This window comes from Herbiconiux dendrobii (assembly GCF_052048175.1).
Lineage (GTDB): Bacteria > Actinomycetota > Actinomycetes > Actinomycetales > Microbacteriaceae > Herbiconiux.
The window spans coordinates 289,216-313,988 of sequence record NZ_JBLZQV010000004.1 but is presented as its reverse complement, the minus strand read 5'-3'; the positions used below and the strand labels follow the sequence as shown (position 1 = coordinate 313,988).

Below are 24,773 nucleotides of genomic sequence, written 5' to 3'. Positions count from 1 at the left end.
GGCGCGCGGGTCGATCGCTACGCACTCCGTAGCGTATCGTAAGCATCATGGCGACGGCTCTCGTGACCGGTGGCACATCCGGTATCGGTGCCGCATTCGCTCGTGCACTCTCGCTGCGGGGCTACGACCTCGTTCTGGTGGCGCGCGACGAATCCCGGCTCCGCAGCATGGCCGACGAACTCGGGCGTGACGGTGCCACGCGCGTCGAGATCCTCTCGGCCGATCTCTCGGTGCGCGCCGACGTCGACCGGGTCGCGGCCCGGATCGAGTCGACGGACGACCCGATCGAGTTCCTGGTGAACAACGCCGGCTTCGGCATCCACGGTTCGCTGCTCGAGCGCGACGTGTCGATCCACGAGCGCGCCCTCTCGGTCATGTGCCTGGCCGTGCTCGTGCTCGGCGGCGCCGCGGGGCGGGCCATGAAGGCCCGGCACAAGGGCACGATCCTCAACGTCTCGAGCGTGGCGGGTTCCATCGCCACGGGCAACTACTCGGCGGTCAAGGCCTGGACGACGTCGTACACCGAGGGGCTCGCGGTCGAGCTGCGCAACACGAACGTGACGGTCGCGGCGGTGCTGCCGGGCTGGGTGCGCACCGAGTTCCACGAGCGGGCGGGCATCCGTACCAAGTCGATCCCCGAGTTCCTCTGGCTGGATGCCGACGCCCTGGTCGAGGAGTGCCTGCGGGATGTCGCGCGCGGCGCGGTGCTGTCGGTGCCCTCCGCGCGGTTCAAGGTCTTGTTCTTCTTCACGCGGCACCTGCCCCGGCGGGTGATCCGCTGGATCTCGGGGCGCATCTCGTCCAGCCGCAACGTGCCCGCCGCACCGGCCGCGGCCCCCGATGCGGCGCCGTCCGAGGCGGCCGGCACCGAACCGGCCGCACCGGCTGCTCCGAACAACGACGCAGCGGCACCCGCCGCGGGATCGAAGGCGAAGCGATGAGCGACAAGCATCCGCACCTGATCAGGGCCCCGAAAGACCGCTTCACCTCCGGTGTGATGGCGGGCATGCGCTTCGTGGCGCAGCGGATGGTGCTGAAGCCCGTCGTCTGGTCGATCACGCGCGTCAGCGTTCGCGGCCACGACGCCGTAAAGGGCGTGCACGGCGCGTTCATCGCCGTGGCCAACCACTCCAGCCACCTGGATGCTCCGCTCATCATGTGCGCACTGCCGCGCCGCCTCGGCCGGTACCTGGCCGCCGGAGCCGCCGCCGACTACTTCTTCGACATCTGGTGGCGGCGCATCCTCACCTCCCTGTTCTTCAACGCCTTCCCGATCGACCGCACCGGCACCGCCGAGAAGCGCGGCGTGTCGAAGAAGCTGCTCGCCCGGGGCGTGCCGCTTCTGGTGTTCCCCGAGGGAACCCGCTCGAAGACCGGCGAGATGGCCGACTTCAAGGCCGGCGCCGCCGCCCTGTCGATGGCCTGCGACGTGCCCTGCGTGCCGGTGGCGATCGTGGGAGCCTCGCTCGCCATGCCGCGCGGCCGCAACTGGCCGCTTCCCGGCCGCCCGCCGGTCGCCGTCGTCTTCGGCGCCCCCATGCTCGGCCTGCCCGGCGAGACCGCCGATGAGTTCTCGGCCCGGATCGCCAAGGAGGTGCGCCGGCTGCACTCCACCGGATCGGGCACCGCGGCGATCCCCGCGCTGCCCACGCACGCCCGCACGAGCGACCTGAACAACTTCTCCAGCACCGACAGCTCGAACTCCGCGAAGGGAGCCGCATGACCGACGTCAAGCACATGAAGTGGTGGGGCTGGGGCGTCGAGGGCGTCGGCTTCCACTTCGAGGACAAGCCCGAGTTCGTTCCCTTCGTGCAGAAGGCCGTGGCGCTCGACGTGCGCACCCCTCCCGTACCGCCGCTGTCGTTCGACGAGCTGACGATCGCACCGTCGCGCATCTCGCCGTCGTTCGAGGCCGAACTCGTCTCCATCGTCGGCGAGGAGCACGCGCACACCTCCGACGAGCTGCGCGTCATCCACACCTACGGCAAGTCCATCCGCGACCTGCTGCGCATCCGCCGCAACGAGATCGCCCGGGTCCCCGACATCGTGGTCTACCCGGCCGACGAGTGGGACGTGCAGCAGATCGTCGACGCCGCGGTCGCCGAGGGCGCCGTCATCATCCCCTTCGGCGGCGGCAGCAACATCGCCGGCTCGCTCGAGCCGCTGCCCGACGAGCAGCGCACCATCGTGTCGCTCGACCTCGGCCGTCTCGACCGCGTGCTCGACATCGACGAGGGATCGGGCCTCGCCCGCATCCAGGCCGGTGCGCAGGGCCCCTCGATCGAGGAGCAGCTGGGCGCCAAGGGCTGGACGATGGGTCACTTCCCCGACTCCTTCACGCACTCCACGGTCGGCGGCTGGGTCGCCACCCGCTCCTCGGGAATGCAGTCCGACAAGTACGGCGACATCGCCGACATCTGCCGGGGACTCCGGATGGTGCGGCCGGGCGAGATCGTCGAACTCCGTGCCCTGCCCTCCACCTCCACCGGGCCATCCGTCCGCGAGATGATCATCGGCTCGGAGGGGCGTCTCGGCGTCATCACCGAGGTCACCGTGCAGGTGCACCGCACGCCGGCCGTGCGCGAGGTGCAGGCCTACTTCTTCCCGAACTGGAAGGCGGGCCTCGCCGCGATGCACGAGATCTCGGAGTCCGACGCCTCGCCGTCGATCACCCGGGTGTCGGATGCGCGCGAGAGCGGGTTCTCGCTGGCCACGCGCAAGGCGTCCAAGGGCGTCTCGGGGGCCGCGCAGAGCGTGCTGATGTCGGTGCTGAAGCGCCGCGGCTGGGTGCTGGAAGACATGTGCCTCTCCTTCATCGGCTTCGAGGGCTCGGCCTCGCACGTCGCCTACGAGAAGAAGCTCGTGGGCGCGATCGTGAAGAAGCACGGCGGTCTCGGCGTGGGCAAGGGCCCCGGCGCCCTCTACGACCAGAAGAAGTTCGACACGCCCTACCTGCGCGACTTCCTGCTCGATCGGGGAGCGGCGGCCGACGTGTCGGAGACGGCCGCGCCGTGGTCGCGCCTGCAGGAGGTCTACGACGCCACGCGCGCTGCGGCGGATCGCGCCTACGAGGCGCTCGGCGTGCACGGCTGGATCATGTGCCACCTCTCGCACTCCTACCACTCGGGTGCCTGCCTGTACTTCACGTTCGCGTTCGTGCACGGCGACGACCCGATCGCGCAGTACGAGGTGGTGAAGTTCAGCATCCAGCAGGCGTTCCAGGATGCCGGCGGAACGCTCTCGCACCACCACGGCGTGGGCGTCGAGCACTCCCCGTGGATGGAGCAGGACATCTCGCCGGCCGGTGTCGCCCTCATGCAGGGCCTCTTCGACGCGGCCGACCCGGCGCACCTCTTCAACCCCGGCAAGGTCCTGGGCCCCCAGGTCACCGCGCACGACGTCGCGTCCCTCGTCGAGAACGCCCCCCGCGCCGCCAAGGTCCCCGCCACCTGACCTCATCGCGACCCGTCGATTTTGGCCCTGAAGCTCAGGTTTCAGGGCCATTTTCGACGGAACGCCAGGAGGCCGGTGGGGCTAGGCCGGAGGTGTGAGGGCTGGCCAGAGGAGGGTGAGCAGGCGGTCGGCCCATTCCTCGTCGGGCTCTCCGCCTCGGATGACGTGGCCGACAGCGCTTCCGAGCAGCACACTGACCACGAGCTTCACGTCCAGGCCCGCGCGGAGGTCGCCGCGCGCGACCGCCTCGTCGAGGAACGCGACCAGCTGGTGGCTGCGCATCCGGATCATGTCGCGCAGCTGTTCGGCGAACGGCCCACCGTCGTCGATCAGGATGGCGGCGACGGTGCCGCGCCCCACGATGTCCTGCACGCGGATGCGGGCGGCGCCGAGCAACCAGTGCAGGGTGTCGTAGGTGGACATTCCGGTGGGAAGTGTGACCTCGGTGGTGGCCACGTCGATCGCGGCGCCCAGCAGCGCTTCGCGGTCTTCGTAGCGGCGGTAGATGGTGGTCTTGGCGACTCCGGATGCCGTGGCCACCGCCTCGACGTTCACCGCGTTCGGCCCCTTGTCGCGCAGGATCTGCAGCGTCGCCGCCACGATGCGCGCGTCGGCGCCGACCTGGGAGTGGTCGGCGTCGCTCATGACCCCGAGTCTATTTGTTGCCGGTCGGGTCGTGCTGCGCGCGGCCCGACCGGCCCGCGCCGCCGCCTCTGCGGCGCGGGGCGACATGCTCGCGTGCGGTCGCTGTCGCGGCCGCGCGCTCGCCCTGGGTCATTCGGGCACGGCCCGAGACTTCCGTCCCTTACCGTGGTGCCTCTGCGAGAGCTGCCCGTGCCCCGAAGCGGGCACGTTGCTGCGTTCCGCCGCACGTTTGCGGCGTGGCCGATGGCGACCGATCGTGAGGTGACGCCGTCGCGGGTCAGAGGCCTCGGTCGACCATGTCGAGGAGGCGGTCGGTGGCGAAGGAGATCATGCGGTCGTCCAGGCCGCGGAGGGGGCCGTCGATGACGAGCATGCCGAGGCCGTGCACGGTGGCCCAGGCGAGGAACTCGGCGTTCGGGCGGCGCTCGGGCGGCAGCACGCCGGCCTCGAGCAGGCCGTCGAGCGCGATGCCGACGAGCTGGAACGGCGTGCGGCCACGGCGGCCGGCCTTGCTCGGCTCGGCGGCGCGCTGCAGGTTGTCGGGCACCGAGAACGCGGTGCGGAACAGTCCCGGCTCCTCGCGCGCGAAACCGATGTAGCCGAGGCCGACCGCCCGCAGCAGCATCCGGGCGTCGGCCACGTCGTCACCGGTCGACGGATGCGCGTCGAACTCGGCCTCGATCCGATCGGCCGCGAAGCCCAGGCAGGTGTCCGACACGGCGTGCAGCAGCGCGTCGCGGTCGGCGAAGTGCCGATAGGCGGCGTTGGGGGAGACCCCGGCGCGCCGGGTCGTCTCCCTCAGCACGACGGCGGCCGGACCGCCTTCGCGCGCCAGCTCGACGCCGGCCTCCACGAGCGCCTCGCGCAGCCCCCCGTGCCGATACGTCGCCCGGCCGGGTGCTCCCTTTGCGATCGTCTCGTCGCTCATCGCCACCCCTGCCTGCCCTGCCCGGCGTCTCCGCACCTCATCCGCCGTCTTGTGGACAGCGTATACATCTCTCGGATCGATACGTCGTAATCGAAACAGTGTGTCGGACAGGAGCACATCGCGCCGGCGGCTGTGAACACCGCCGCCAGGGTGATGCCGCTCCGAACGACGCCGCCGCGCTACTCCGAGCCGGCGATGGCGTTGAGCACGAGGACGGCCGAGTCGTTGGCGCCGATGGCGTACTCGCTGGTCTCGTCCTCGGCGCAGAGCTGGCCGGTGGCGATGTCCTCGATCTCGCTGACGAGAGCACGCGAGGCCTGGAGCTCGACCTCGAGCGCGCCGGTGGCGACGCCGCCAAGGGCACCGCCCCGAGTGGCCTGCAGCTCGAGCAGGGCGTCGCTCAGCTTCTCACGGTCTTCGAGCGAGATGGCCGCATCCGACAGCGCGCGGTCGCGCTCGTCGGCCAGCACACCGATCTCGGTGCGGGCGACGGCGAGTTCCTGCTCGAGCTCGGCGACCCGCGCGCGGGCTTCGGCGAGCTCGGCGAGGATCTCGACGCTGTCGGAACCGGCTCCCGCGCTCTCGGGGACCGGGGCGGACGAGCCGGCCGTCGCTGCGGACGCCGCTGCCACGGCTGCGGCCTCGGCGGCCGACGCGGCCTCCACCCGCTGCTGCGCCTCGGCGAGCGACTCCTCCAGGGAGGCCTCGCGCTCCTGCGCTCCTGCGAGCGTGCCCTCCAGCCCCGCCACCCGCTGCTGAGCGGCGTCCAGTGCGGCAGCGTTCGAGGCGGCCGCCGCCTCGGATCCGTCGCCCTCCGCGCTCAGCCCGGCCAGCGTCGCGGCGTGCTCCGCCCGCAGGGCCTCCTCGGCCGCCGCGTGCTCGGCGCGCAGGCGCTCGACCTCATCCGCGTGCTCGCTCAGAATGCGCTCCGACTCACCGGAGACCTCCCGCGAGGCCACGATCTGCTCCGCACGCAGGCCCTCGTTCTCCACTGCCAGCGCGTCCAGCGATGCGGCGTGGTCGGCCTGGAGACGCTCGGTCTCGTCGGCGTGCAGTTCGTCCTTGGCGTCGAGCTCGGCGCGCAGCTGGTCCTGCTCGGCGGTGAGCCGCTCCTGGATGCTGTCCCGCTCGCTCTGCAGTTCTTCGGCCTGGGCGGCGGCTGCGGCACGCACCTCTTCGAGAGCGGCCTCGTGCGAGGCGTGCAGCTGCTCCAGCTCGGCGGCGTGCGCAGCCGTGAGCCCTTCGAGCTCGGCGGCGTGGGCGGCGCGGAGCTGCTCGTCGTGCAGGCGCAGCTGCTCCGACTCCGAGGCGTGCCCGGCGCGCAGCTGGTCGGCCTCGGCGGCGTGCGCCGCCCGCAGCTCCTGCACCTGGGCTCCGTGAGCGCTCGTGAGCTGCTCCACCTGCACCCCGTGCGCCGCCGTGAGCTGGTCGACCTGAGCCGAGTGCGCGGCCTGCACCTCGCCCAGCTGGGCGGCGTGCGCCGCGTGCAGCCCGGCGATCTGGTTCTCGTAACCGGCGGAGGAGGCGCGCTGCTCCTCGGTGAGCCGGGTCGTCGTCGCCGCGAGCTCGGCCTGCAGCCGCCCGGTCTCGTCGGCCAGCTGCGCCTGCAGCGCGCCGGTCTCGGCCGCCAGCTGCGCGGTCAGCGCGGCCGTCTCCGCCGCCAGGCGCTCGTGCAGGGCGGCCAGCTCGGCCTCGCGCGCGGCCAGGGCTGCAGCGGTGGCATCCAGCCGCGCCTGGGTGTCTTCGTAGCGGGCCGTCATGTCGACGAGCCGCGCCTGGGTCTCGGCGAGGCGGCGCTCGGCATCCGTGCGGGCGTCGTCGCGCAGCCGCCGGTCGTCGATGACCAGACCGAGGTTCGCCCGGATGATCTCGAGCGGGTCGTTCTCGCCCTCCACCTCTTCGGCCGGCACGATGACGGGCGGCTCGTAGGCGGGGCGGGCCGTCGGGTCCACGAAGTGGTGGCGGTACAGGTCGTCGACGATCGCCTCGTAGCGCTCGCGGAACTCGGGCGTGCCGATCTTCACCGAGGCACCGATGAAGCGCAGGGCGGTGCGGTCGCGGCCGGTCAGCTCGTAACCGGAGGGGTCGGGTTCGGCGGCCCCGAAGGAGGGTGCCCCGAAGGCGGGTGCCCCGAAGCCAGGTGCTCCGGATGCGGGTGCTCCCGCTGCGGCGCCGAAGGCCGTTCCGGGGGTGGCGGGCTCGCCGGCTGCGGCGCCCGAGGTCTCGTTCTGGGGGGCTTCGGTCGGGGTGGCGTCAGACATGATGCTCCTACTGGCCTCGCTGGAGGGGGTGCGGCCGCTCGTCAGCGGCGCGCGGGTGTGATCGTGGTGGCGGTCGTCGTCGTCGTGACCGTGAGTCAAGGTTAGTAGTCGTCCCTGACACCGCGCAGCCGTTCGATCTCACGACGGTCGCGTTTGGTCGGACGGCCGGCGCCGCGATCGCGCACCGGCACCGAGGCGACGGCCTCGCGGGGCGGCGGAGGCGGCGTCAGATCGACGAAGTTCTGGGCGGCGACCGTGGCCGAGCCGCGCTTGACTGCCAATCCGCTGACTTTCAGGATGCGGTCGAAGCCGCTGATCCGGGCGCGCACCTCGTCGCCCGGGCGCACGGTCTGGGCGGCCTTCGCACGCTCTCCGTTCAGCCGCACGTGCCCGGCCCGGCAGGCGGCCGTGGAGAGCGAGCGCGTCTTGTACACGCGCACCGCCCACAGCCAGCTGTCGATGCGCACCCCGCCGCCCGTCGCGCCGGATGCGCCGGCCGCCGATCCTGAACCCGCCATCCGCCCAGCCTTGCACAGCGGCCTGGGCGTCGGGGGAGGATGTCGCACGCCCCGCCTAGGCTGGGGTGGTGCCGATCCAGACCCCCTCCCGCCCGGCGATGCCGGCTCCGTTCGATCCGGATGCCGCCTACGACGCCTTCGCGGGCTGGGCCGCCGGGCGCGGCACCCCTCTCTACCCTGCGCAGGACGAGTCGATCATGGCGATCGTCGCAGGCGAGAACGTCATCCTGAGCACGCCCACCGGAACGGGCAAGTCGCTCGTCGCGGTCGGCGCGCACGCGGTGGCGCTCGCCCAGGGCATCCGGAGCTACTACACGGCTCCCATCAAGGCCTTGGTGTCCGAGAAGTTCTTCGCGCTGGTCGAGATCTTCGGTGCCGAGAACGTGGGTATGGTCACGGGCGACTCCTCGGTGAATCCGGATGCGCCCATCATCTGCGCCACGGCCGAGATCCTGGCGAACCTGGCCCTCCGGCACGGCCCGGAGACGCCGGTGGGCCAGGTCGTGATGGACGAGTTCCACTTCTACGCCGAGCCCGATCGCGGCTGGGCCTGGCAGGTGCCCATCCTGGCGCTGCCCGCCGCGCAGTTCGTGCTGATGTCGGCCACACTCGGCGACGTCGACTGGCTGGCGCTCGACCTCTCCCGCCGCACCGGCCGCGAGACGACGGTCATCACGGGCGTCGAGCGCCCGGTGCCGCTCAGCTACAGCTACGCCACCACGCCCATCCAGGAGACGGTCGAAGAGCTGCTCTCCACCCAGCGCGCGCCGATCTACATCGTGCACTTCTCGCAGCTGGCCGCCGTGGAGCGGGCGCAGGCCCTGTCGAGCATCAAGGTGGCCTCCCGTGAGGTGCGAGACGAGATCGCGGAGCTGATCGGCCCGTTCCGCTTCACCACGGCCTTCGGCAAGACGCTGTCGCGACTCATCCGGATGGGAATCGGCGTGCACCACGCCGGCATGCTGCCGAAGTACCGCCGCCTCGTCGAGCGGCTCGCCCAGCGCGGTCTGCTCAAGGTCATCTGCGGCACCGACACATTGGGCGTCGGCATCAACGTGCCCATCCGCACGGTGCTGCTCTCGGCGCTCACCAAGTACGACGGCATCCGGATGCGTCAGCTCACCGCGCGCGAGTTCCACCAGATCGCGGGTCGCGCCGGCCGGGCGGGCTACGACACCGCCGGAACCGTGGTGGTGCAGGCTCCCGAGCACGAGACCGAGAACCTCAAGGCGCTCGCCAAGATGGGCGACGACGTCAAGAAGAAGCGCAAGTTCATCCGCAAGAGGGCCCCCGAGGGCTTCGTCTCGTGGGGTGAGCCCAGCTTCGAGAAGCTCATCGCGGCCACGCCCGAGACGCTCACCTCGCACCTCACGGTGACGCACGCGATGGTGCTCAACACCATCGCCCGCGGCGGAGACGTGTTCACGAACCTGCGCACCCTGCTGGAAGACAACCACGAGCCGCGCGCCAAGCAGCGCGACCTCATCCGGCAAGCGCTCGCCATCTACCGCACCCTGCGCACCGCCGAGGTGGTGGAGCAGGTGACGGATGTCGCGACCGGGCAGGTGCACATCCGGCTCACCGTCGACCTGCAGCCCAATTTCGCGCTCAACCAGCCGCTCTCGCCGTTCGCGCTCGCCGTCTACGAACTGCTCGACGAGGAGTCGCCGACGTTCGCGCTGGATGTGGTGTCGGTCACCGAAGCCATCCTCGACGACCCGCGTCCCGTGCTCTCGGCGCAGCAGTTCGTGGCCCGCGGCGAGGCCGTGCAGGCGATGAAGGCCGAGGGAATCGAGTACGAGCAGCGGATGGAGCTGCTCGACGAGGTCACCTACCCCAAGCCGCTGCTGGGGCTGCTCACCGAGGCCTTCGACACCTACCGCGCCACCCAGCCGTGGATCGGCGACTTCGACATCTCGCCGAAGTCGGTCATCCGCGACATGTACGAGCGCGCGATGTCGTTCGGCGAGTACATCGCCTTCTACAAGCTCGCGCGCTCCGAGGGCCTGGTGCTGCGCTACCTCTCCGATGCCTACCGCACCCTTCGTTCGACGGTTCCCGACGAGCTGAAGAACGACGACCTGCTCGACCTGATCGAGTGGCTCGGCGAACTCGTGCGGCAGACCGACTCGAGCGTGCTCGACGAGTGGGAGGCGATGGTCGACCCCGAGGCCGTGGCCGCGCGGGCGCTGCTGGAGGATTCGGATGCCGCGCCCATCGTGCCGCCCGCCCCGAAGCTGCTCACCTCGAACCCGCGCGCCTTCACGGTGCTCGTGCGCAACGAGCTGTTCCGGCGGGTGCAGCTGGCCGCCCGCGAGGCCTGGGAGGAGCTCGGTGAGCTGGACGCCGCCTCGGGCTTCGACGCCGACCGCTGGGCCCGCGCGATGGACGACTACTACGACGAGCACGACTCGGTCGGCATCGGCCCGCACGCCCGCAGTGCCGCGCTCCTCATCCTCGAGCAGGAGCCCACGGTCTGGAAGGCGCGCCAGATCTTCGACGACCCCGCCGGCGACCACGACTGGGGCATCACGGCCGAGATCGACCTCGCCGCCTCGAACGAGGCCGGCGTCGCGGTCGTGCGCGTGCTGGCGGTAGACCGGTTGTAACCGCGCGTCAGCCGGTTCACGGTGGTGGTCGCGCGCAGCGAAGGTGCGTTGGTGGTTGTGCTGAATGGTGGAGTCTCTCACCGCCATCCACTTCCACCGCGAAGCACGGTGACAGGCCCTACTCGACGACCCAAGGTGAGCGTGTGGCCGACGGGCGCGAGCGAAGCCCGCGCCCGTCGACCGCGCGCTCACATGTCGCGCTGCGCCGGGCAGGGACCGGCGCAGCCCGGTCACGCCGAGCGAAGCCCGGCGCGACCGGCAGCTAGCTCAGCCGGGGGAGTTGCCAGTCGAACACGATGGCGAGGATACGCAGGGCGGCGCAGGTAGCGAACCCCAGCGTCATGCAGACCCAAGGGGACAGACGCAGACGTGCGGCGACGTAAACCACCAGTGAGGCGGCGGCTGCGGCTGAGGCGTAGACGCTCGAGGTGAGTACCGTCGGGACGTGGCCCAGCAGGAGGTCTCGGGTGATGCCTCCGCCTACGGCGGTCAGGGTGCCGAGGATGACGACGACCCAGCCGTTGGCGTTGTGGTCCAGGGCCTTCTCGGCTCCCGTGATGGCGAAGAGGGCGAGGCCCAGGGCGTCGAGCACGGCGAAGAGGTCGTCGGGAACGGTCGCATCCGGCGCCGCGAAGGCGATCGCGATCGCCGCCAGCGAGCCGAGCAGGGCCACCAGGATGCGGGAGGGCGAGCGGAAGGCGAACGGCGGCGTGTCGCCGAGCAGCAGATCGCGCAGGATGCCGCCCACGAGCGACGAGACGCAGCCCACCACCAGCACGCCGAAGACGTCCAGGCCGGCTTCCGCCGCCAGACGCGCTCCCTCGAAGGCGAAGAGGAGGGTGGCCACGAGGTCGGCCACGGTGAACAGCACGGTCGTCCGTGCCCCGTGACGTGACCAGGCGGACGGCGGGGCTGCAGCACCCGCCGAGGGTGCAGCGGCCTGCGGGCCCACGGAACCGGCCGGGGTCGCGTCGTGTGCCGGGTCGGCCGCGCTCATCCGGTCACCCGTTCGAGGCAGACCAGGCCCTCGCGGTCGTCCCACGAGTCCGTGCGCACGAATCCGGCACGCTCGTAGAGGCGGAGGGCCCCCTCGCGCCACTCCCACACCGAGAGCCGCACGCCGCGGTCGCCGCAGCGGTGCGCCCGTTCGGCGGCGGCGTCGAGCAGGGCGGTGGCGACGCCGGATCCGCGCGCAGCCGGATCGACCCAGAGACGCTTCACCTCGGGGAGCTCCCCGTCGGAGCCGCTCGCCGTGAGCACCAAGCAGCCCACCGGGTCGCCGCCGGCCGTGCGGGCCAGCAGCAGCGAGCAGTCGGCGAAGGCCGCGGCCGGATCCTCAACCTCGGCGCGGTACCGCCCCGGCAGATCGGCCGCCCTCTCGACCGGACGTCCCTTCTCCTGCTCGGTCTGGCGGTGGTAGCCGAACAGCAGCGAGGCGACGGCCGCATCGTCAGCGGTTCCGGGCGTCCACAGCTCGGGCGTGATCGCCGCGGTCATGGAGCGCCTCCCGTTCCGGTACCGGTGTCGGTGCCGTTCGCCGAGCCCTCCGAGCGGGCCCAGCGACTCAGCAGCATGCTGTCGGAGAGCAGCAGACGCACGAGCTCGAAACCGGGCGGCGGCGAGGCGGGGGCCGAGCGCGCCGCCGTGGTCGCATCCGCAGAGCCCGTGGCGCGGGCGTCCCGAGCTCGAGGCGCCGTCGCGATCCGGGGGCCGGCGCCCCCCTCCAGCACCGGGCTGATGCTCAGACACAGCTCGTCGACGAGGTCGGCGGCGATCAGCCCGCCGAACAGCGACGGGCCGCCCTCGCACAGCACCTGCAGCAGGCCGCGGGAGTGCAGCTCCCGCAGCACGACGGCCGGGTCGGCGTGCGTCTCGCCCGCGTCGATCACCGTGGCGACCTCGCTGAGCCGAGCGCGAGCATCCGCCGGCGCCGCCGATGCCGTGAACACCAGGGGCGGCGTCGGGGCCTTCGTGAACATGTCGCCGCTCGGGTCGAGGTCGAGCCGGCCGCTCACCAGCGCGAACACCGGATGCGCGGCGAGGCCCGCGGCCCGCCGCCACTGCACGAACGGCTCGCCGACGGTCAGCGCGCCGTAGCCCTCGGCGCGCGCCGTTCCCGCCCCGACGAGCACGACATCCGAGACCGCCCGCAGCACGTCGAAGACCGCTTTGTCGGCAGGGGAGCCGAGCCCGCCCGAAAGGCCCTCCACGGTGGCCGATCCGTCGAGGCTCTCGATGAAGTTGACCCGCGTGACCGGACGACCGCGGTCGACCGGCGCGTAGCGCTCGAGCAGGTCGTCTCGGTCGAGCGGCCCGGACCGCACGGGATGCAGCTCCTGGATGGCGGACATGGGGGAGTCCTTTCGGCGGCACGGACGAGGGTGATTGCGACGAACTGAAACGCTACCGTTCGGAGCGTCCCGGGTGGCCGTCCCGGTGGGTGACCGGGTGCACGGCCGGGCGCCGTCACACGTTGTGCACGGCTTCGACCGGTTCCCGGAAGCCGAGCACGCCCTCCAGCATCCGCATGGCGCTTACGCTGGCCGGCACGTCGTGCATCCGCACCACGCGCGCGCCGAGCATCGCGCACACGGTGGCGGCCACGAGGGATCCCTCGGTTCGCTGCGACTTCGGCGCACCGAGGGTCTCGCCGACGAAGTCCTTGTTCGACACGGCGGCCAGCGTCGGCAGGCCGATCGCCGTGATCTCGTCCATCCGCCGGGTCAGCTCGAGCGAGTGCAGCGTGTTCTTGTTGAGGTCGTGTCCCGGGTCGATGAACAGCCGGTCTTCGCCGATCCCGGCCGCAACGGCCCGATCGATGCGCTCTTCGAGGAAGGCCCGCACCGAGGTCACGACGTCGTCGTAACGGGGGCTCGGATACGGCTTCCGCGGCTCGGCCAGACTGTGCGTGAGCACGAGCGAGCCGCCCGACGCGGAGTCGGCGACGGCCGACGCCATCTCCGGATCGCTCAGCGCGGTGGTGTCGTTCACGACGTGGGCGCCGGCGGCGAGGCAGGCGGCCGCCACCTCGGCGCGGAAGGTGTCGACCGAGATCACGACGTCGCTCGCCGCTGCGACGGCCTGCACCACCGGAAGCACGCGATCCAGCTCTTCGGCCGCCGAGATCTCGGGACCGGGAGCGAACTTCGCCCCGCCGATGTCGACCCAGTCCGCGCCCTGCCCGGCGGCGAGTACCGCGGCGTCGACCGCGCGGTCCAGTGCGAAGGTGGCGCCCTGGTCGTAGAACGAGTCGGGCGTGCGGTTCACGATCGCCATCACGGCGATCCGCCGGCCGAAGTCGATCGTGCGACTTCCGAGGGTGCGCACCGGATGCCGGAGCTCGGGTGTGAAGATCATGTTTCCATCATGGTCTGCCGGTGCGGTGACCCCTGTCACCTCGTGAGAAGGTGGAGGTATGACCGAGGTTCCCTTCCGCCCCGCGACGCCCCGCGACAGCGGGGACGCCTGGGTGGAGGGCCCCGACGGCCGCCGGTACTGGGGCCGTTACGGCGCCGCGGGGCTGCTGGTGCACGACACGGAGGCCGGCATCCTGCTGCAACACCGCGCCGAGTGGAGCCACTTCGGCGGCACCTGGGGACTGCCCGGCGGGGCGCGGCACCAGGGCGAGTCGGCCGTCGACGGCGCCATCCGCGAGGCCGAAGAAGAGGCCGGGGTGCCCTCCGATGCGCTCGAGATCTCCTTCACCTCCGTCTTCGACCTCGGCTACTGGTCGTACGTGACGGTCGTCACGCGGGCCGCCCGCTCCTTCGACCCGGTGATCGGCGACGCCGAGAGCCTCGAGCTGCGCTGGGTTCCGGTCGACGAGGTCGAGACGCTTCCGCTGCATCCGGGCTTCGGATCGGCGTGGCCGGCCTTGCGCGACAGGCTCGGGGAGAGCATCCGCGTCGTCGTCGATGCGGCGAACGTGGTGGGCTCCCGGCCCGACGGCTGGTGGCGCGACCGCCTCGGAGCCGCCGAGGCCTTGATCGAGCGGGTCGGCCGGCTGAGCGCCTCCGGAATCGACTCGGCCGAGCTCGAGCTGGGCGACGGGCTCCTCGCAGGCCGCAGCTGGCCGCGATTCGGCGTGGTGGTCGAAGGGCAGGCGAGGTCGGCGCGGACGTTGACGGCTCAGGATGCTGACGCGGGGGTGTCCGCGGAATCCCCCGACTCGGCATCAGCGGAATCGGCAGCAGCGAGTGCACTCGGCGACCTGACGACGACCGTCGGCGGGGCATCCGGAACCCTGATCGACGTGGTGCGGGCCGAGGGCAGCGGGGACGACGAGATCGTCGCCGAGGTCTCCCGCGCACCGCGGGGCGCGAGCGTGGTGGTGGTGACCGCCGACCGCGAGTTGAGCGAGCGCGTGCGGATGCTCGGCGCGAGCGTGCGGGGGCCGGGCTGGCTGCTGCGGCTGCTCGACGCCGAATCGTGAGCGATGCCGTCGACCGTGCGCTGCCGGCCCGCCGATGTCGGCGCCCTCGCGTAGTGTTCAGCGCACGATGACCGTTCTGATCCCGTCTGCCACACCGGCGGATGCCGCTGGGCCGCCGGGCGACGCATCCGGCGAGTCCCCGCTGGAGATGCTCTACCAGCCGCGCACGCCGGTCGATCTGCGGGCCACCCTCGGCCCGCTGCGGCGCGGGGGCGGCGATCCGTGCCTGCGCTACGACGACGGCGGCATCTGGATGGCTGTGCGCCTCGAGACGGCCGGTGGTTCGGCCGTGGCGTCGCTGCACTTCACGGGCCTCCGCGGTGCGGTGCGGGTGCGCGCGTGGGGGAGCGGTGCGGGTGCCGCGCTCGAGGCCGTGCCGGCCCTCCTCGGTTCCGGTGACGACTGGAGCGAGCTCGACACCTCGCGCTCGCCTCTGCTCGCCGACGCCGCCCACCGCAATCCGGGCCTGCGCCTGTGCCGCACCGGCCGGGTCCTCGATGCCCTGGCGCCGGCCGTGATCGAGCAGAAGATCACCTCGGTCGAGGCCTTCCGGGCCTGGCGCATCCTCGTCACCCGGCACGGCGACCGGCCGCCCGGGCCGGTGCCCGCGGCACTCCGGGTGGCGCCGACCGCGGCGCAGTGGCGGCGCATCCCGTCCTGGGAGTGGCATCGGGCGGGGGTGGATCCGCGCCGGTCGCGAACCGTCTTGCTCGCCGCCGAGGTGGCCCGCGGCCTCGAGCGCACGGCGACGCGCGATCCGGGAGAAGAGCTCTGGCGCCTGCTGCGCACCGTGAACGGCGTGGGCGTGTGGACGGCGGCCGAGACCGCCCAGCGTTCGCACGGAGATCCGGATGCCGTCAGCTTCGGCGACTACCACCTCGCCTCCACGGTCGGGCTGGCCCTCACCGGCCACAGGCTCGACGACGACGGGCTGGCCAAACTGCTCGAGCCCTGGGCCGGGCAGCGTCAGCGGGTGGTGCGCCTGGTGCTCGCCAGCGGGTTCCGGGCCGAACGGCACGGGCCGAAGATGACCATCCAAGACCACCGCGGTCACTGAGACCGGTCGTCCCGTCGCGCTTTCGTCCCGTCGTGCTTTCGTCCCGTCGTGCTTTCGTCCCGTCGTGCTCCGCCGTCAGCCGGCGGGGCACACCGCGCGTCGGCTCAGTACCAGTGCGGGCTGCGGGCCAGCCAGGCCGACCAGGCGCCGCAGGGCGTGTCGTAGCGGCCGGCGATGTAGTTCATGCCCCAGATGATCTGGGTGGCGGCGTTCGTGACGTAGTCGTCGCCCACCGAGGCCATCTTCGAGGCGGGCAGTGACTGCGGGATGCCGTAGGCGCCGCTGGAGTCGTTGTAGGCGTTGGCGCGCCATCCGGATTCGCCGTTCCAGAGCTGGATCAGGCACGAGAACTGGTCGCCGCCCCAGCCGTACGACCCCATGATGCTCGACGCGTAGTTCTGCGCCTCGGCGGGCGACATGATCTCGCCGCTGCCGGGAACCCAGGCTCCTGTCGGCCCCTCGTCGGCGCCCTCGGCGGCGGCCTGTCGACGTGCTTCCTCGTCGGCGGCCTGCTTGCGAGCGATCTCCTCGGCTTTGGCCGCTTCGCCGGCCCGGTACGCGGCCTCCACCTCGACGGACGTGTTCTTCAGCGACGCGAGCTGGGCCACGAGGGTGTCCTTGTTGGCCTTCTCCTCGGCCACCTGGGCCTCGGCGTCGGCCTGCGCGTCCTTCGCGGTTTGGAGGCTAGCGGATGCCTCCGTGGCCAGGCGGTCACGTTCTGCCTGAGCCTTCGCCGCCTGGTCGGTGAGATTCTTGGCCGTGTTCTGGGCGGCGACCGCCGCATCACGGATCTGCCCGGTCTGCTCGGTGAGCTTCGTCATCGTGCCGAGCTGGTAGAGCAGCGAGTCGGAGTCGCCCTGGTTGAGGATCAGGTTCAGCGTCGAGTCGCCACCGGAACGGTAGAGCTGCGCGGCCAGCTGCCCGACCTGCGTCTGTGACTGCTGGGCCTTGGCAGTGGCGTCGGCCGCCTGCACGGCGAGCATCGCGGCCGTCGTGGTCGCGGCATCGAGGTCGCGCTGGGCCTGGAGGTATTCTTCGCCGCGCTGCAACGCCTCGTTGGCCTTGAGCGCGGATTCCGCTTCGAGGTTGTCCAGCGTGGCGGTGATCCTGTCGACCTGCTTCGCGGCCTCGGCCTCGTTCTGCTTGGCCGCGTTCACCTCGTCCCAAGAGGGATAGTCGTCGCGCACCAGCGAAGCAGGCGCCGAGCCGGCGAGGGAGAAGGCGGTCAGGGCGGCAGGGCTCGATGTGGGCGCTGCCGAGGCGGGCAGCGCGGGTGTGGCCACGAGCGCGACGATCGCGAGACCGGCGGCCCAGGCGCGGGTGGGCGGCTTCCACATGGCCTCTAGGGTATGTGACGAAAGTGAAAGTTGTGGAGTGCGGATGCGCGCGTCCCGATACGGCGCCCGGCAGGACGGTGCGGGAAATTCATCCGCTCTTCGGAATAAATACCCAGATCTATGCATTTGTATTGATCGTGCGCGCTCGTCGCGCCCTTCTCTCGCCTCACCACGACACGAAATGAGACAGCATGACTGACACCATCGAGATCCCCGGTTACAAGGCCGGCACCTGGACCGTCGACCCCTCGCACTCCGAGGTCGGCTTCAGCGTCCGCCACATGCTCATCAGCAAGGTCAAGGGCACCTTCGACACCTTCGACGCCACCTTCGTCACCGGTGAGAACCCCCTCGACACCACCGTCACGGCCACCGCTCAGGTCGCCTCGGTCAACACCAACGACAAGAACCGCGACGGCCACCTGGCCACCAACGACTTCTTCAACGCCCCCGAGTTCCCGGAGATCACCTTCGTGTCGACCGGCGTCCGCAACGAGGGAGGCGACTACAAGGTCGACGGCGACCTCACCATCAAGGGCGTCACCAAGCCCGTCACCTTCCACTTCGAGTTCGGCGGCTTCGGCGCCGACGCCTACGGCAACTACAAGGCCGGCTTCGAGGCGAAGACCGAGATCGACCGCAACGACTTCGGCGTGAACTGGAACGCGGCGCTGGAGACCGGCGGCGTGCTGGTGGGCGACAAGGTCACCATCACCCTCGACGTGCAGGCTGCCCTGCAGGCGTGACACCCGGCCGGTTCGCCGGCTGCGCAGTGATCGGATCGCCGGTCGGAGTCCTGGATTCCGGCCGGCGATCTGCTGTTCCTGGCTGTCAGGGACGCTCGCGAGCACTTCTCCACAGGGTCGGCCCGACCGGGATCCGTCCACAGATGCCGGCCGAGGCCCCCCTCCGCCGCAGCGGCCGACGACACTGGCCGCATGACCACGATCGACACCCGGCCACGCGCCGGATCCTCCGCTCCCACCGTGCTCCACGACATCGACGAGGTGCTCGGCCTCCGCCCCCGGCGCAGTCTCGTGCTGCGCGTGCGCCGTCGTCGCAAGCCCATCGCGGTGCTGCGGCTCGACCTCCCGCAGCCGCCCGGGCCCCGCACCGGGGAGAGCTGGCGACTCGAGCATCTCCGCTTCGCGCACGTGCTCACGGGCCTGCTGGCGCGCGTGCGGCAGGCGACCGCGGTGACCGTGGTCGTCTACGGCGACTGGGCCGACCACGAGCGTCGCCTCGTCGAGGTGGTGGCCGGCTCGCTCGACGCCGCGGGCTTCCCGGTCGAGGCCGCGCTCTGCGTGGCCGGAGACCGGTGGGCGTCTGTACTCGGCCCCTCCGCCGAGAGGCCGGACTGGCAGGAGATGCCTCCGTCGCGCCGGCAGCCGGCCGGAACGCCCGGGCGTGCGGGGCCGCATCGGGGTCCGTTCCTGGCCATCGAGCCGATCGATCCCCAGCGGCGACAGCGGGCGCTGGCCACCCTCGCGGCCTCGTTCGCCGGCGCGGAGGAGACGCACCCGGGGCCGGATGTCGCGGAGGCACTGCTCGACTGGCGATCGGTGCTGAACGACGGCACCGTGCTCCCCGCCGACCCGCGAGCGATCAGCCTGGCCTGGGCGCTGCGTCACAAGCGCGTCCGCGACGGGGTGCTGCTCCAGTGCGCGTGGGGTTTCGACGCGGCGATCCTCGCCCTCCAGGAGGCGGGGTCGCCGTGGGCGCCGGGGATGCTCGACCGCGGCGGCCCGGGCGGCGGGTCGCCCTCGCCGGGGTACGCGAGCGTTCTCGGCGACGGCCGCGAAGCGCCCCCCGCGGCACGACTCCAGCGCGCCGTCGAGGTGCTCCGGCACGTGGTCGCCTGCGCTCCGGAGCCGATCCGGGCACCGCCGCTGGCCATTCTGGCCTGGATCGAATGGTGCCGGGGGCGAGGCAGCGTCTCCGCGGCCTATCTGAAGGCCTGCCTGCGGGTCGATCCCGGGTACGAGCTCGCGCGGCTGTTCGAGCCGATGCTGGCGTCGGGGCACGTTCCGGAATGGCTCGGCCGGTGACTCTGCTCATGGCGCGCGAACTCGTCGACGAGTAGTTCGAGCTCACGCGTCCTCCAGCGCGGCCGGAGGTGTCCGGATGCCGCTCAGTGACCGGTGAGCGGGCCCAGCAGCCGGGCGGCGAGCGATCGCCTGCCGGTGACCGACTCCTCGAGGTCGGCCGCGGTGGTGCCGACGAGGCCGAGGTTCGCTCCGAGGAAGCGCAGCGGCTCGCGTTCCCACTTGGGCGAGAGGTGGTTCACCCACGGCAGCGCGGTGAGGTCGCTCTCACGACCGGTGATCAGGTCGGCCAGCGTGCGGCCCGCCAGGTTGGTGGTACTGAGGCCGTCGCCCACATAGCCGCCGGCGAACCCGAGCCGTGTGCGCGGGTTGAAACCCACCGAGGCGTGCCAATCGCGGGGAACCCCGAGCGGTCCTCCCCACCGGTGGGTGACCTCTGCGTGCTTCGCGGCGGGGAAGAGATCGCCGAGGGTGTCCTGAAGGCGGTCGAACACCCGGTCGACCCGGTCGTACTCCGGCTTCACGGCGCTGCCCCAGTGGTACCGGGCGCCGCGACCGCCGAAGGCGAAGCGGTTGTCCGCTGTGCGCTGGCCGTAGATCAGCAGATGGCGGTAGTCGGAGAAGGTCGTGCCGTGCTCGATGCCCAGCTCGTCCCAGGTCTCGTCCGGAAGCGGCTCGGTGGCGATCATCAGCGAGTACAGCGGCATGATCCGGCGCCCCACGCCCGGCAGCTGCGATCCGTAGCCCTCGGTGGCGATCACCAGATCGTCGCAGGTGATCAGTCCGTCGCCGTCGGCGCTGTGGAACAACGCGCGCCCCGGCGCCCAGTCCACCACTTCGGTCTGCTCGGCGATCACGACGCCGAGCCCCTCGAGAACCCGGGCGAGGCCGCGCACGAGCTTCGCCGGGTGCAGGCGGGCGCACGAGGGGTCGAAGGCGGCGGCGAGCGAGGATGTCGACGCGATCGCCCTCGAGTGGGCGTCGTCGTGCGCACCGGGGGTCACGAGCTCCAGCGGGTCGACGCCGAAACCGCGGGCCGCGTCGACCTCGGCGGCGGCCGAGGCCCGCTGCACGGTGTCGCGGGCGAACGTCAGCGTTCCGCCCTTCACGAAATCGCAGTCGATGCCCTCGGCGGCCGCGACCCGGCCCACCTCGTCGACCGTGTCGATCATCGCGAGCCGCAGCGCGCGGGCCGCCTCGTCGCCGTAGAGCCGGCGCAGGGCGTCGGTCGATTTCGGGAACAGGGCCGAGCACCAGCCGCCGTTGCGTCCCGATGCGCCGAAGCCCACCGTCTCCTTCTCGACGACGGTGATGGTCAGGCTCGGATCCGCCTGCTTCAGGTAGTACGCCGTCCAGAGGCCGGTCAGTCCTCCACCGATGATGCACACACCGGTCGAGACGTCACCGTGCAGAGCGGCTCGGGGTTCGAGTGCGTCGCTCCCGGAGGCGGCGAGCGAGTCGAACCAGAACGAGAGGTCGCGGTATGCGCTCATCCGATCCGTGGCCCGTGTCAGAGCCTGGTCCAGGCTTCGCTGAGCACGCCGCGCAGGATCGACTCGATCTCGTCGAACTCCTTCGGGCCGATCGTCAGCGGGGGAGCGAGCTGGATGACGGGGTCGCCCCGGTCGTCGGCGCGGCAGTACAGCCCGGCGTCGTACAGCGCCTTCGAGAGGAAACCGCGCAGCAGGCGCTCCGACTCGTCGTCGTCGAAGGTCTCCTTGGTGGCCTTGTCCTTCACCAGTTCGATTCCGAAGAAGTAGCCGTCACCGCGCACGTCACCCACGATCGGCAGGTCGTTCAGCTTCTCGAGGGTCTGCCGGAAGATCGGGGAGTTCTGCTGGACGTGCTCGTTCAGCCCCTCCTCCTCGAAGATGTCCAGGTTCTCCAGGGCCACGGCGGCCGACACCGGGTGACCGGCGAAGGTGTAGCCGTGGTAGAACGCGGTCTGACCGTGCTTGAACGGTTCGTACACCTTCTCGTTCACGATGGTGGCGCCGATCGGCGAGTATCCGCTGGTCATCGCCTTCGCGCAGGTGATCATGTCGGGCTCGAAGCCGTAGGTGTCGCAGGCGAAGTAGTTGCCGATCCGGCCGAAGGCGCAGATCACCTCGTCGCTCACCAGGAGCACGTCGTACTGGTCGCAGATCTCGCGCACCCGCTGGAAGTAGCCGGGGGGAGGGGGGAAGCATCCGCCGGAGTTCTGCACCGGCTCCAGGAACACCGCGGCCACCGTCTCCGGGCCCTCGAACAGGATCATCTCCTCGATGCGGTTGGCGGCCCACAGACCGAAGGCCGCCTCGGTTCCCTCGAAGCCCATCTCCTTGGCGCGGTAGTAGTTCGTGTTGGGCACCCGGAAGCCACCCGGGGTCACCGGCTCGAACATCTCCTTCATCGCGGGGATGCCGGTGATGGCCAAGGCGCCCTGAGGAGTGCCGTGATAGGCGATGGAGCGCGAGATGACCTTGTGCTTGGTGGGGCGGCCCTGCAGCTTCCAGTAGTACTTGGCGAGCTTGAACGCGGTCTCCACGGCCTCACCGCCACCGGTGGAGAAGAACACCCGGTTGAGGTCGCCGGGCGCCAGGTGGGCGAGGCGGTCGGCGAGTTCGATGGCCGAGGGGTGGGCATACGACCAGATCGGGAAGAAGGCCAGCTCCTCGGCCTGCTTCGCCGCGACCTCGGCCAGCCGGCGGCGCCCGTGGCCGGCGTTCACCACGAACAAACCGGAGAGTCCGTCGATGTACTTCTTGCCGGCCGAGTCCCAGATGTGGTGACCTTCGCCCTTGGTGATGATCGGCACACCGGCGCCCGACTCCATCACCGACTGCCGGGCGAAGTGCATCCACAGGTGGTCCTTGGCCATCCGCTGCAGGTCTGCTTCGGAACGCGAGGCGCGAGCAGCGCTCCCGGACCCGAACGAAGGCGTGACGGGCTGTTCTGTCGTGGTCATCGTGTACCCCAGTTGTAGAGCTGCTTGTGCAGCTTCAGATAGACGAAGGTCTCGGTCGACTGCACGCCGTCCAAGGCCCGGATCTCGGAATTGAGAAGGGCGATCAGATCGTCGTCGTCTTCGCAGACGACTTCGGCCAGGATGTCGAAGGTGCCGGCCGTGAGCACCACGTAGTCGACCGCCGGCATCCGAGCCAGGGCATCGGCGACCAGACGGGTGTCTCCCGACACCTTGAGGCCGATCATCGCCTGGCGGTAGAAGCCCAGCTGGAGGGGGTCGGTCACGGCGACGATCTGCATCACGCCGGAGTCGGTGAGCTTCTGCACCCGCTGGCGAACCGCGGCCTCGCTGAGCCCCACCGCCTTGCCGATCTCCGCGTAGGAGCGCCGGCCGTCATCTTGCAGCTGCTCGATGATGGCCTTGGAGATGTCGTCGAGCTGCGAGGCTCGCGGTTTCGGGCTCATGGCTCGATCCTGTCAGTTGGAGGGCCTGTCAGCAAGCGGATCCGAAGCAAAACACGTTTCGGTCTGATGAAATCATCATCCCCGGCAGGGCGCGCCCGAGGGGTCGGGATGCGGCGCCGGGCTGCGGGCGGCCGCTAGCGTGGCGGAATGGGGAGTCTGCGATTCGTTCCCGCCGAGGAGGACGGGGCTGCGGGGCACTGGGTGGTGCTTGCAGCGTGGCCGGGACTCGTGCTGATGCCCGGTGACGGGCCGGCCGAGACGGTGCAGCAGGTCTGGGACGCTCTCGGCGCCGACGACGCCTCGCTGGAGTCGATCGTGTCGAGCATCCCGCTGCGGGGTGCGGCGCAGGTCGACTCCTTCGCCGTCATCCGGTTCTCCGAGACCCAGACCCAGACCCGGACCCAGACCGAGGCCGGGACCGGGACCGGGACGGCGACCGTGGTCGTGCGCGGCACCGCCGCCGTCGACCTGCTCTCGGTGGGCGGAAGCCGCCGGTTCGGGTCGGGCGGCGCGCAGCCCTGGGCGCTCGCCGAGTTCGGTTCCGTCATCGGGGTCACCGCGGGCGACACGCCTCCCGTCCCCGAGTCCCGACTCCGGCTGCCCGAGGGAGCCCGGCGGCTGGAGCACGGCGTCGTGCGGGCCCGCCGTGTGCTCTGGGTCGATTCCGCCGACCACTTCGCCGATGACGGCGTCACCGAGAACGACGACGACAACGACGACGACAACGACGACACGGTCATCCGTCCGCGCCCGCTGCCCGCCACCGATCCCTCCGGCGAGCCCGAGTCGGCGGCCGAAGCCCCGATGCCTCTCGAATCCGAGGCGGGCAGGGAGAGCCCGGAATCGCCGCCGACGCCCCGCTACCTCTACCGCCTCGGAGACGGACCCCTCACCGAGCTCACCGGACCGGTCGTGATCGGCCGCCACCCGAGACCACGGATCGGCTACTCCACGCAGACACCCGAGCTGCTGGCCGTCGAGTCACCCCAGGGAAAGGTGTCGCAGAACCACGTCGAACTCGCCCCCGTGGGCCGCACCGTGGTGATCACCGACCTGCGTTCCACGAACGGCACCCGGGTGGCGGTGGACGGATCCGCGCCGCGGCGACTGCGGCAAGGGGATTCGGTGGTGGCAACCGGGTCGGCTATCGTCGAAATCGGCGACGGAAACGTTATCCACATCTCGTCGCGAGACCGAGAAAACACCGAGACCACCGTTTAGGATTCCCGGATAGCTGTCAGGAGTTGGTCCAGTGACCCAGATCGGTCGAACGAGTGCGCGCGCGAACGTCACCCGCGATGGTGCGGAGCCGCGGCGCGTCACCCTGTCGTGGGCCGCGCTCACCGATACGGGCAACAAGCGCGCCGGCAATGAAGACAGCTCGCTCTCCGACGTCCCCCTCTTCGTGGTGGCCGACGGCATGGGCGGGCATTCGGCCGGAGACATCGCGAGCGCGGCCGTGGTGGAGCGCCTGGGTGCGATCACCGATGCGGTGACGGATGCGAGCGCCATCGAGGCGGCTCTCGCCACCGCACTGCAAGACATCGACAGGGTGGGCGACGAATCCGTGCTCGGCACGGGCACCACCGTCACCGGTGTCGCGCTCGCCGAGATCGACGACGACCTCGGCTGGCTCGTCTTCAACATCGGCGACTCGCGCGTCTACCTTCTGGAGGGCGAGGTACTGCGCCAGCTCACCGTCGACCACTCGGTCGTGCAAGAACTCCTCGACGCCGGCCTGATCACCCGGGAGCAGGCCGACCACCACCCCGACAGCAACGTGATCACCCGCGCGGTCGGCTTCCACGAGAAGCCGGTGCCCGACTACATCACCCTTCCCGTGGTCGCGGGCCAGCGCATCCTGGTGTGCTCCGACGGGCTCACGAAAGAGCTCACCGACTTCGGCATCCGCCACTACCTCAGCACCACGCCCACCGCCGAGCGCGCCGTCGCCGAGCTGGTCGCGGCCTCCCTCGCGAACGGCGGCCGGGACAACGTCACCGTCGTGGTGGTCGACGTCGAGTCCGACGAGGTCGGCGCCGCCGCGTCGGCGGGTGTGTCCGGCACCGGAGACTGA

Annotated in this window: 22 protein-coding genes; 10 read left to right on the top strand and 12 right to left on the bottom strand. The window is 71.0% G+C overall.

Features of this window, described 5'->3' with window-relative positions:
- The first annotated feature begins 47 nt into the window (after positions 1-47).
- From ACN4JJ_RS14275 to ACN4JJ_RS14265, 3 genes are read left to right on the top strand one after another with little or no spacing between them, the layout of a single operon-like run.
- A complete protein-coding gene (locus tag ACN4JJ_RS14275; RefSeq protein ID WP_440710552.1) occupies positions 48-941 on the top strand; it encodes an SDR family NAD(P)-dependent oxidoreductase in 894 nt (297 codons plus the stop codon).
- Positions 938-1,723: a lysophospholipid acyltransferase family protein gene (locus ACN4JJ_RS14270; protein WP_440710551.1), complete on the top strand. Its 786-nt coding sequence runs from the start codon at positions 938-940 to the stop codon at positions 1,721-1,723. The genes ACN4JJ_RS14275 and ACN4JJ_RS14270 overlap by 4 nt, the downstream gene beginning before the upstream one ends.
- On the top strand, positions 1,720-3,453 hold the full coding sequence (locus ACN4JJ_RS14265) for an FAD-binding oxidoreductase (protein ID WP_440710550.1): 1,734 nt from the start codon (positions 1,720-1,722) through the stop codon (positions 3,451-3,453). The genes ACN4JJ_RS14270 and ACN4JJ_RS14265 overlap by 4 nt, the downstream gene beginning before the upstream one ends.
- Positions 3,454-3,534: 81 nt before the next feature.
- Here the strand turns inward: ACN4JJ_RS14265 and ACN4JJ_RS14260 are convergent, their stop codons facing one another.
- From ACN4JJ_RS14260 to ACN4JJ_RS14245, 4 genes are all read right to left on the bottom strand, one after another.
- On the bottom strand, positions 3,535-4,098 hold the full coding sequence (locus ACN4JJ_RS14260) for a TetR/AcrR family transcriptional regulator (RefSeq protein WP_440710549.1): 564 nt from the start codon (positions 4,096-4,098) through the stop codon (positions 3,535-3,537).
- Between the two features lie 277 nt (positions 4,099-4,375).
- Complete coding sequence (locus ACN4JJ_RS14255) at positions 4,376-5,026, bottom strand: TetR/AcrR family transcriptional regulator (RefSeq protein WP_440710548.1); 651 nt, start codon at positions 5,024-5,026, stop codon at positions 4,376-4,378.
- A 179-nt stretch (positions 5,027-5,205) separates the two neighbouring features.
- Positions 5,206-7,287 carry a coiled-coil domain-containing protein gene (locus ACN4JJ_RS14250; protein ID WP_440710547.1) on the bottom strand — a complete coding sequence of 694 codons (2,082 nt, stop codon included), beginning with the start codon at positions 7,285-7,287 and terminating at the stop codon, positions 5,206-5,208.
- 101 nt (positions 7,288-7,388) lie between these two features.
- On the bottom strand, positions 7,389-7,805 hold the full coding sequence (locus ACN4JJ_RS14245; RefSeq protein WP_440710546.1) for an RNA-binding S4 domain-containing protein: 417 nt from the start codon (positions 7,803-7,805) through the stop codon (positions 7,389-7,391).
- Positions 7,806-7,903: 98 nt separating this feature from the next.
- On the opposite strand from ACN4JJ_RS14245, the gene ACN4JJ_RS14240 reads away from it, so the two are divergent.
- Positions 7,904-10,414 (top strand): DEAD/DEAH box helicase, encoded by a 2,511-nt coding sequence (locus ACN4JJ_RS14240; protein ID WP_440710831.1) that lies wholly within the window; start codon positions 7,904-7,906, stop codon positions 10,412-10,414.
- 262 nt (positions 10,415-10,676) lie between these two features.
- Here the strand turns inward: ACN4JJ_RS14240 and ACN4JJ_RS14235 are convergent, their stop codons facing one another.
- The 4 genes from ACN4JJ_RS14235 to folP all read right to left on the bottom strand — a co-directional run bounded on the left by ACN4JJ_RS14235 (position 10,677) and on the right by folP (position 13,771).
- On the bottom strand, positions 10,677-11,411 hold the full coding sequence (locus ACN4JJ_RS14235; RefSeq protein WP_440710545.1) for a trimeric intracellular cation channel family protein: 735 nt from the start codon (positions 11,409-11,411) through the stop codon (positions 10,677-10,679).
- Entirely contained in the window at positions 11,408-11,911 is a 504-nt protein-coding gene (locus ACN4JJ_RS14230; protein ID WP_440710544.1) for a GNAT family N-acetyltransferase, read from the bottom strand. Before ACN4JJ_RS14230 ends, ACN4JJ_RS14235 begins: the two co-directional genes overlap by 4 nt.
- Complete coding sequence (locus ACN4JJ_RS14225; protein ID WP_440710543.1) at positions 11,908-12,765, bottom strand: pyrimidine reductase family protein; 858 nt, start codon at positions 12,763-12,765, stop codon at positions 11,908-11,910. The genes ACN4JJ_RS14230 and ACN4JJ_RS14225 overlap by 4 nt, the downstream gene beginning before the upstream one ends.
- Before the next feature lie 115 nt (positions 12,766-12,880).
- Entirely contained in the window at positions 12,881-13,771 is an 891-nt protein-coding gene (gene folP / locus ACN4JJ_RS14220) for a dihydropteroate synthase (protein ID WP_440710542.1), read from the bottom strand.
- Positions 13,772-13,829: 58 nt separating this feature from the next.
- Between folP and ACN4JJ_RS14215 the strand changes: the two genes are divergently transcribed.
- A complete protein-coding gene (locus tag ACN4JJ_RS14215; RefSeq protein ID WP_440710541.1) occupies positions 13,830-14,846 on the top strand; it encodes an NUDIX domain-containing protein in 1,017 nt (338 codons plus the stop codon).
- Positions 14,847-14,913: 67 nt separating this feature from the next.
- Positions 14,914-15,903 (top strand): DNA-3-methyladenine glycosylase family protein, encoded by a 990-nt coding sequence (locus ACN4JJ_RS14210; protein ID WP_440710540.1) that lies wholly within the window; start codon positions 14,914-14,916, stop codon positions 15,901-15,903.
- A 104-nt stretch (positions 15,904-16,007) separates the two neighbouring features.
- On the opposite strand, the gene ACN4JJ_RS14205 is transcribed toward ACN4JJ_RS14210, so the two are convergent.
- Positions 16,008-17,240: an aggregation-promoting factor C-terminal-like domain-containing protein gene (locus ACN4JJ_RS14205; RefSeq protein WP_440710539.1), complete on the bottom strand. Its 1,233-nt coding sequence runs from the start codon at positions 17,238-17,240 to the stop codon at positions 16,008-16,010.
- A 191-nt stretch (positions 17,241-17,431) separates the two neighbouring features.
- Between ACN4JJ_RS14205 and ACN4JJ_RS14200 the strand changes: the two genes are divergently transcribed.
- Both ACN4JJ_RS14200 and ACN4JJ_RS14195 read left to right on the top strand, forming a co-directional pair.
- A complete protein-coding gene (locus ACN4JJ_RS14200; RefSeq protein ID WP_440710538.1) occupies positions 17,432-17,986 on the top strand; it encodes a YceI family protein in 555 nt (184 codons plus the stop codon).
- A gap of 192 nt (positions 17,987-18,178) precedes the next feature.
- Positions 18,179-19,288 (top strand): DUF4192 family protein, encoded by a 1,110-nt coding sequence (locus ACN4JJ_RS14195; RefSeq protein ID WP_440710537.1) that lies wholly within the window; start codon positions 18,179-18,181, stop codon positions 19,286-19,288.
- Positions 19,289-19,371: 83 nt separating this feature from the next.
- On the opposite strand, the gene ACN4JJ_RS14190 is transcribed toward ACN4JJ_RS14195, so the two are convergent.
- The 3 genes from ACN4JJ_RS14190 to ACN4JJ_RS14180 are packed head-to-tail and all read right to left on the bottom strand — an operon-like array spanning position 19,372 to position 22,696.
- Positions 19,372-20,778, bottom strand: a complete 1,407-nt coding sequence (locus ACN4JJ_RS14190; protein WP_440710536.1) for an NAD(P)/FAD-dependent oxidoreductase — start codon at positions 20,776-20,778, stop codon at positions 19,372-19,374.
- A 17-nt stretch (positions 20,779-20,795) separates the two neighbouring features.
- The gene (locus ACN4JJ_RS14185; protein WP_440710535.1) at positions 20,796-22,232 is read right to left on the bottom strand and encodes an aspartate aminotransferase family protein; all 1,437 of its coding nucleotides are present in this window, start codon (positions 22,230-22,232) and stop codon (positions 20,796-20,798) included.
- The gene (locus ACN4JJ_RS14180; protein ID WP_440710534.1) at positions 22,229-22,696 is read right to left on the bottom strand and encodes an Lrp/AsnC family transcriptional regulator; all 468 of its coding nucleotides are present in this window, start codon (positions 22,694-22,696) and stop codon (positions 22,229-22,231) included. The genes ACN4JJ_RS14185 and ACN4JJ_RS14180 overlap by 4 nt, the downstream gene beginning before the upstream one ends.
- 147 nt (positions 22,697-22,843) lie before the next feature.
- On the opposite strand from ACN4JJ_RS14180, the gene ACN4JJ_RS14175 reads away from it, so the two are divergent.
- Both ACN4JJ_RS14175 and ACN4JJ_RS14170 read left to right on the top strand, forming a co-directional pair.
- Entirely contained in the window at positions 22,844-23,917 is a 1,074-nt protein-coding gene (locus tag ACN4JJ_RS14175; RefSeq protein WP_440710533.1) for an FHA domain-containing protein, read from the top strand.
- A 31-nt stretch (positions 23,918-23,948) separates the two neighbouring features.
- A complete protein-coding gene (locus ACN4JJ_RS14170) occupies positions 23,949-24,773 on the top strand; it encodes a PP2C family protein-serine/threonine phosphatase (protein ID WP_440710532.1) in 825 nt (274 codons plus the stop codon).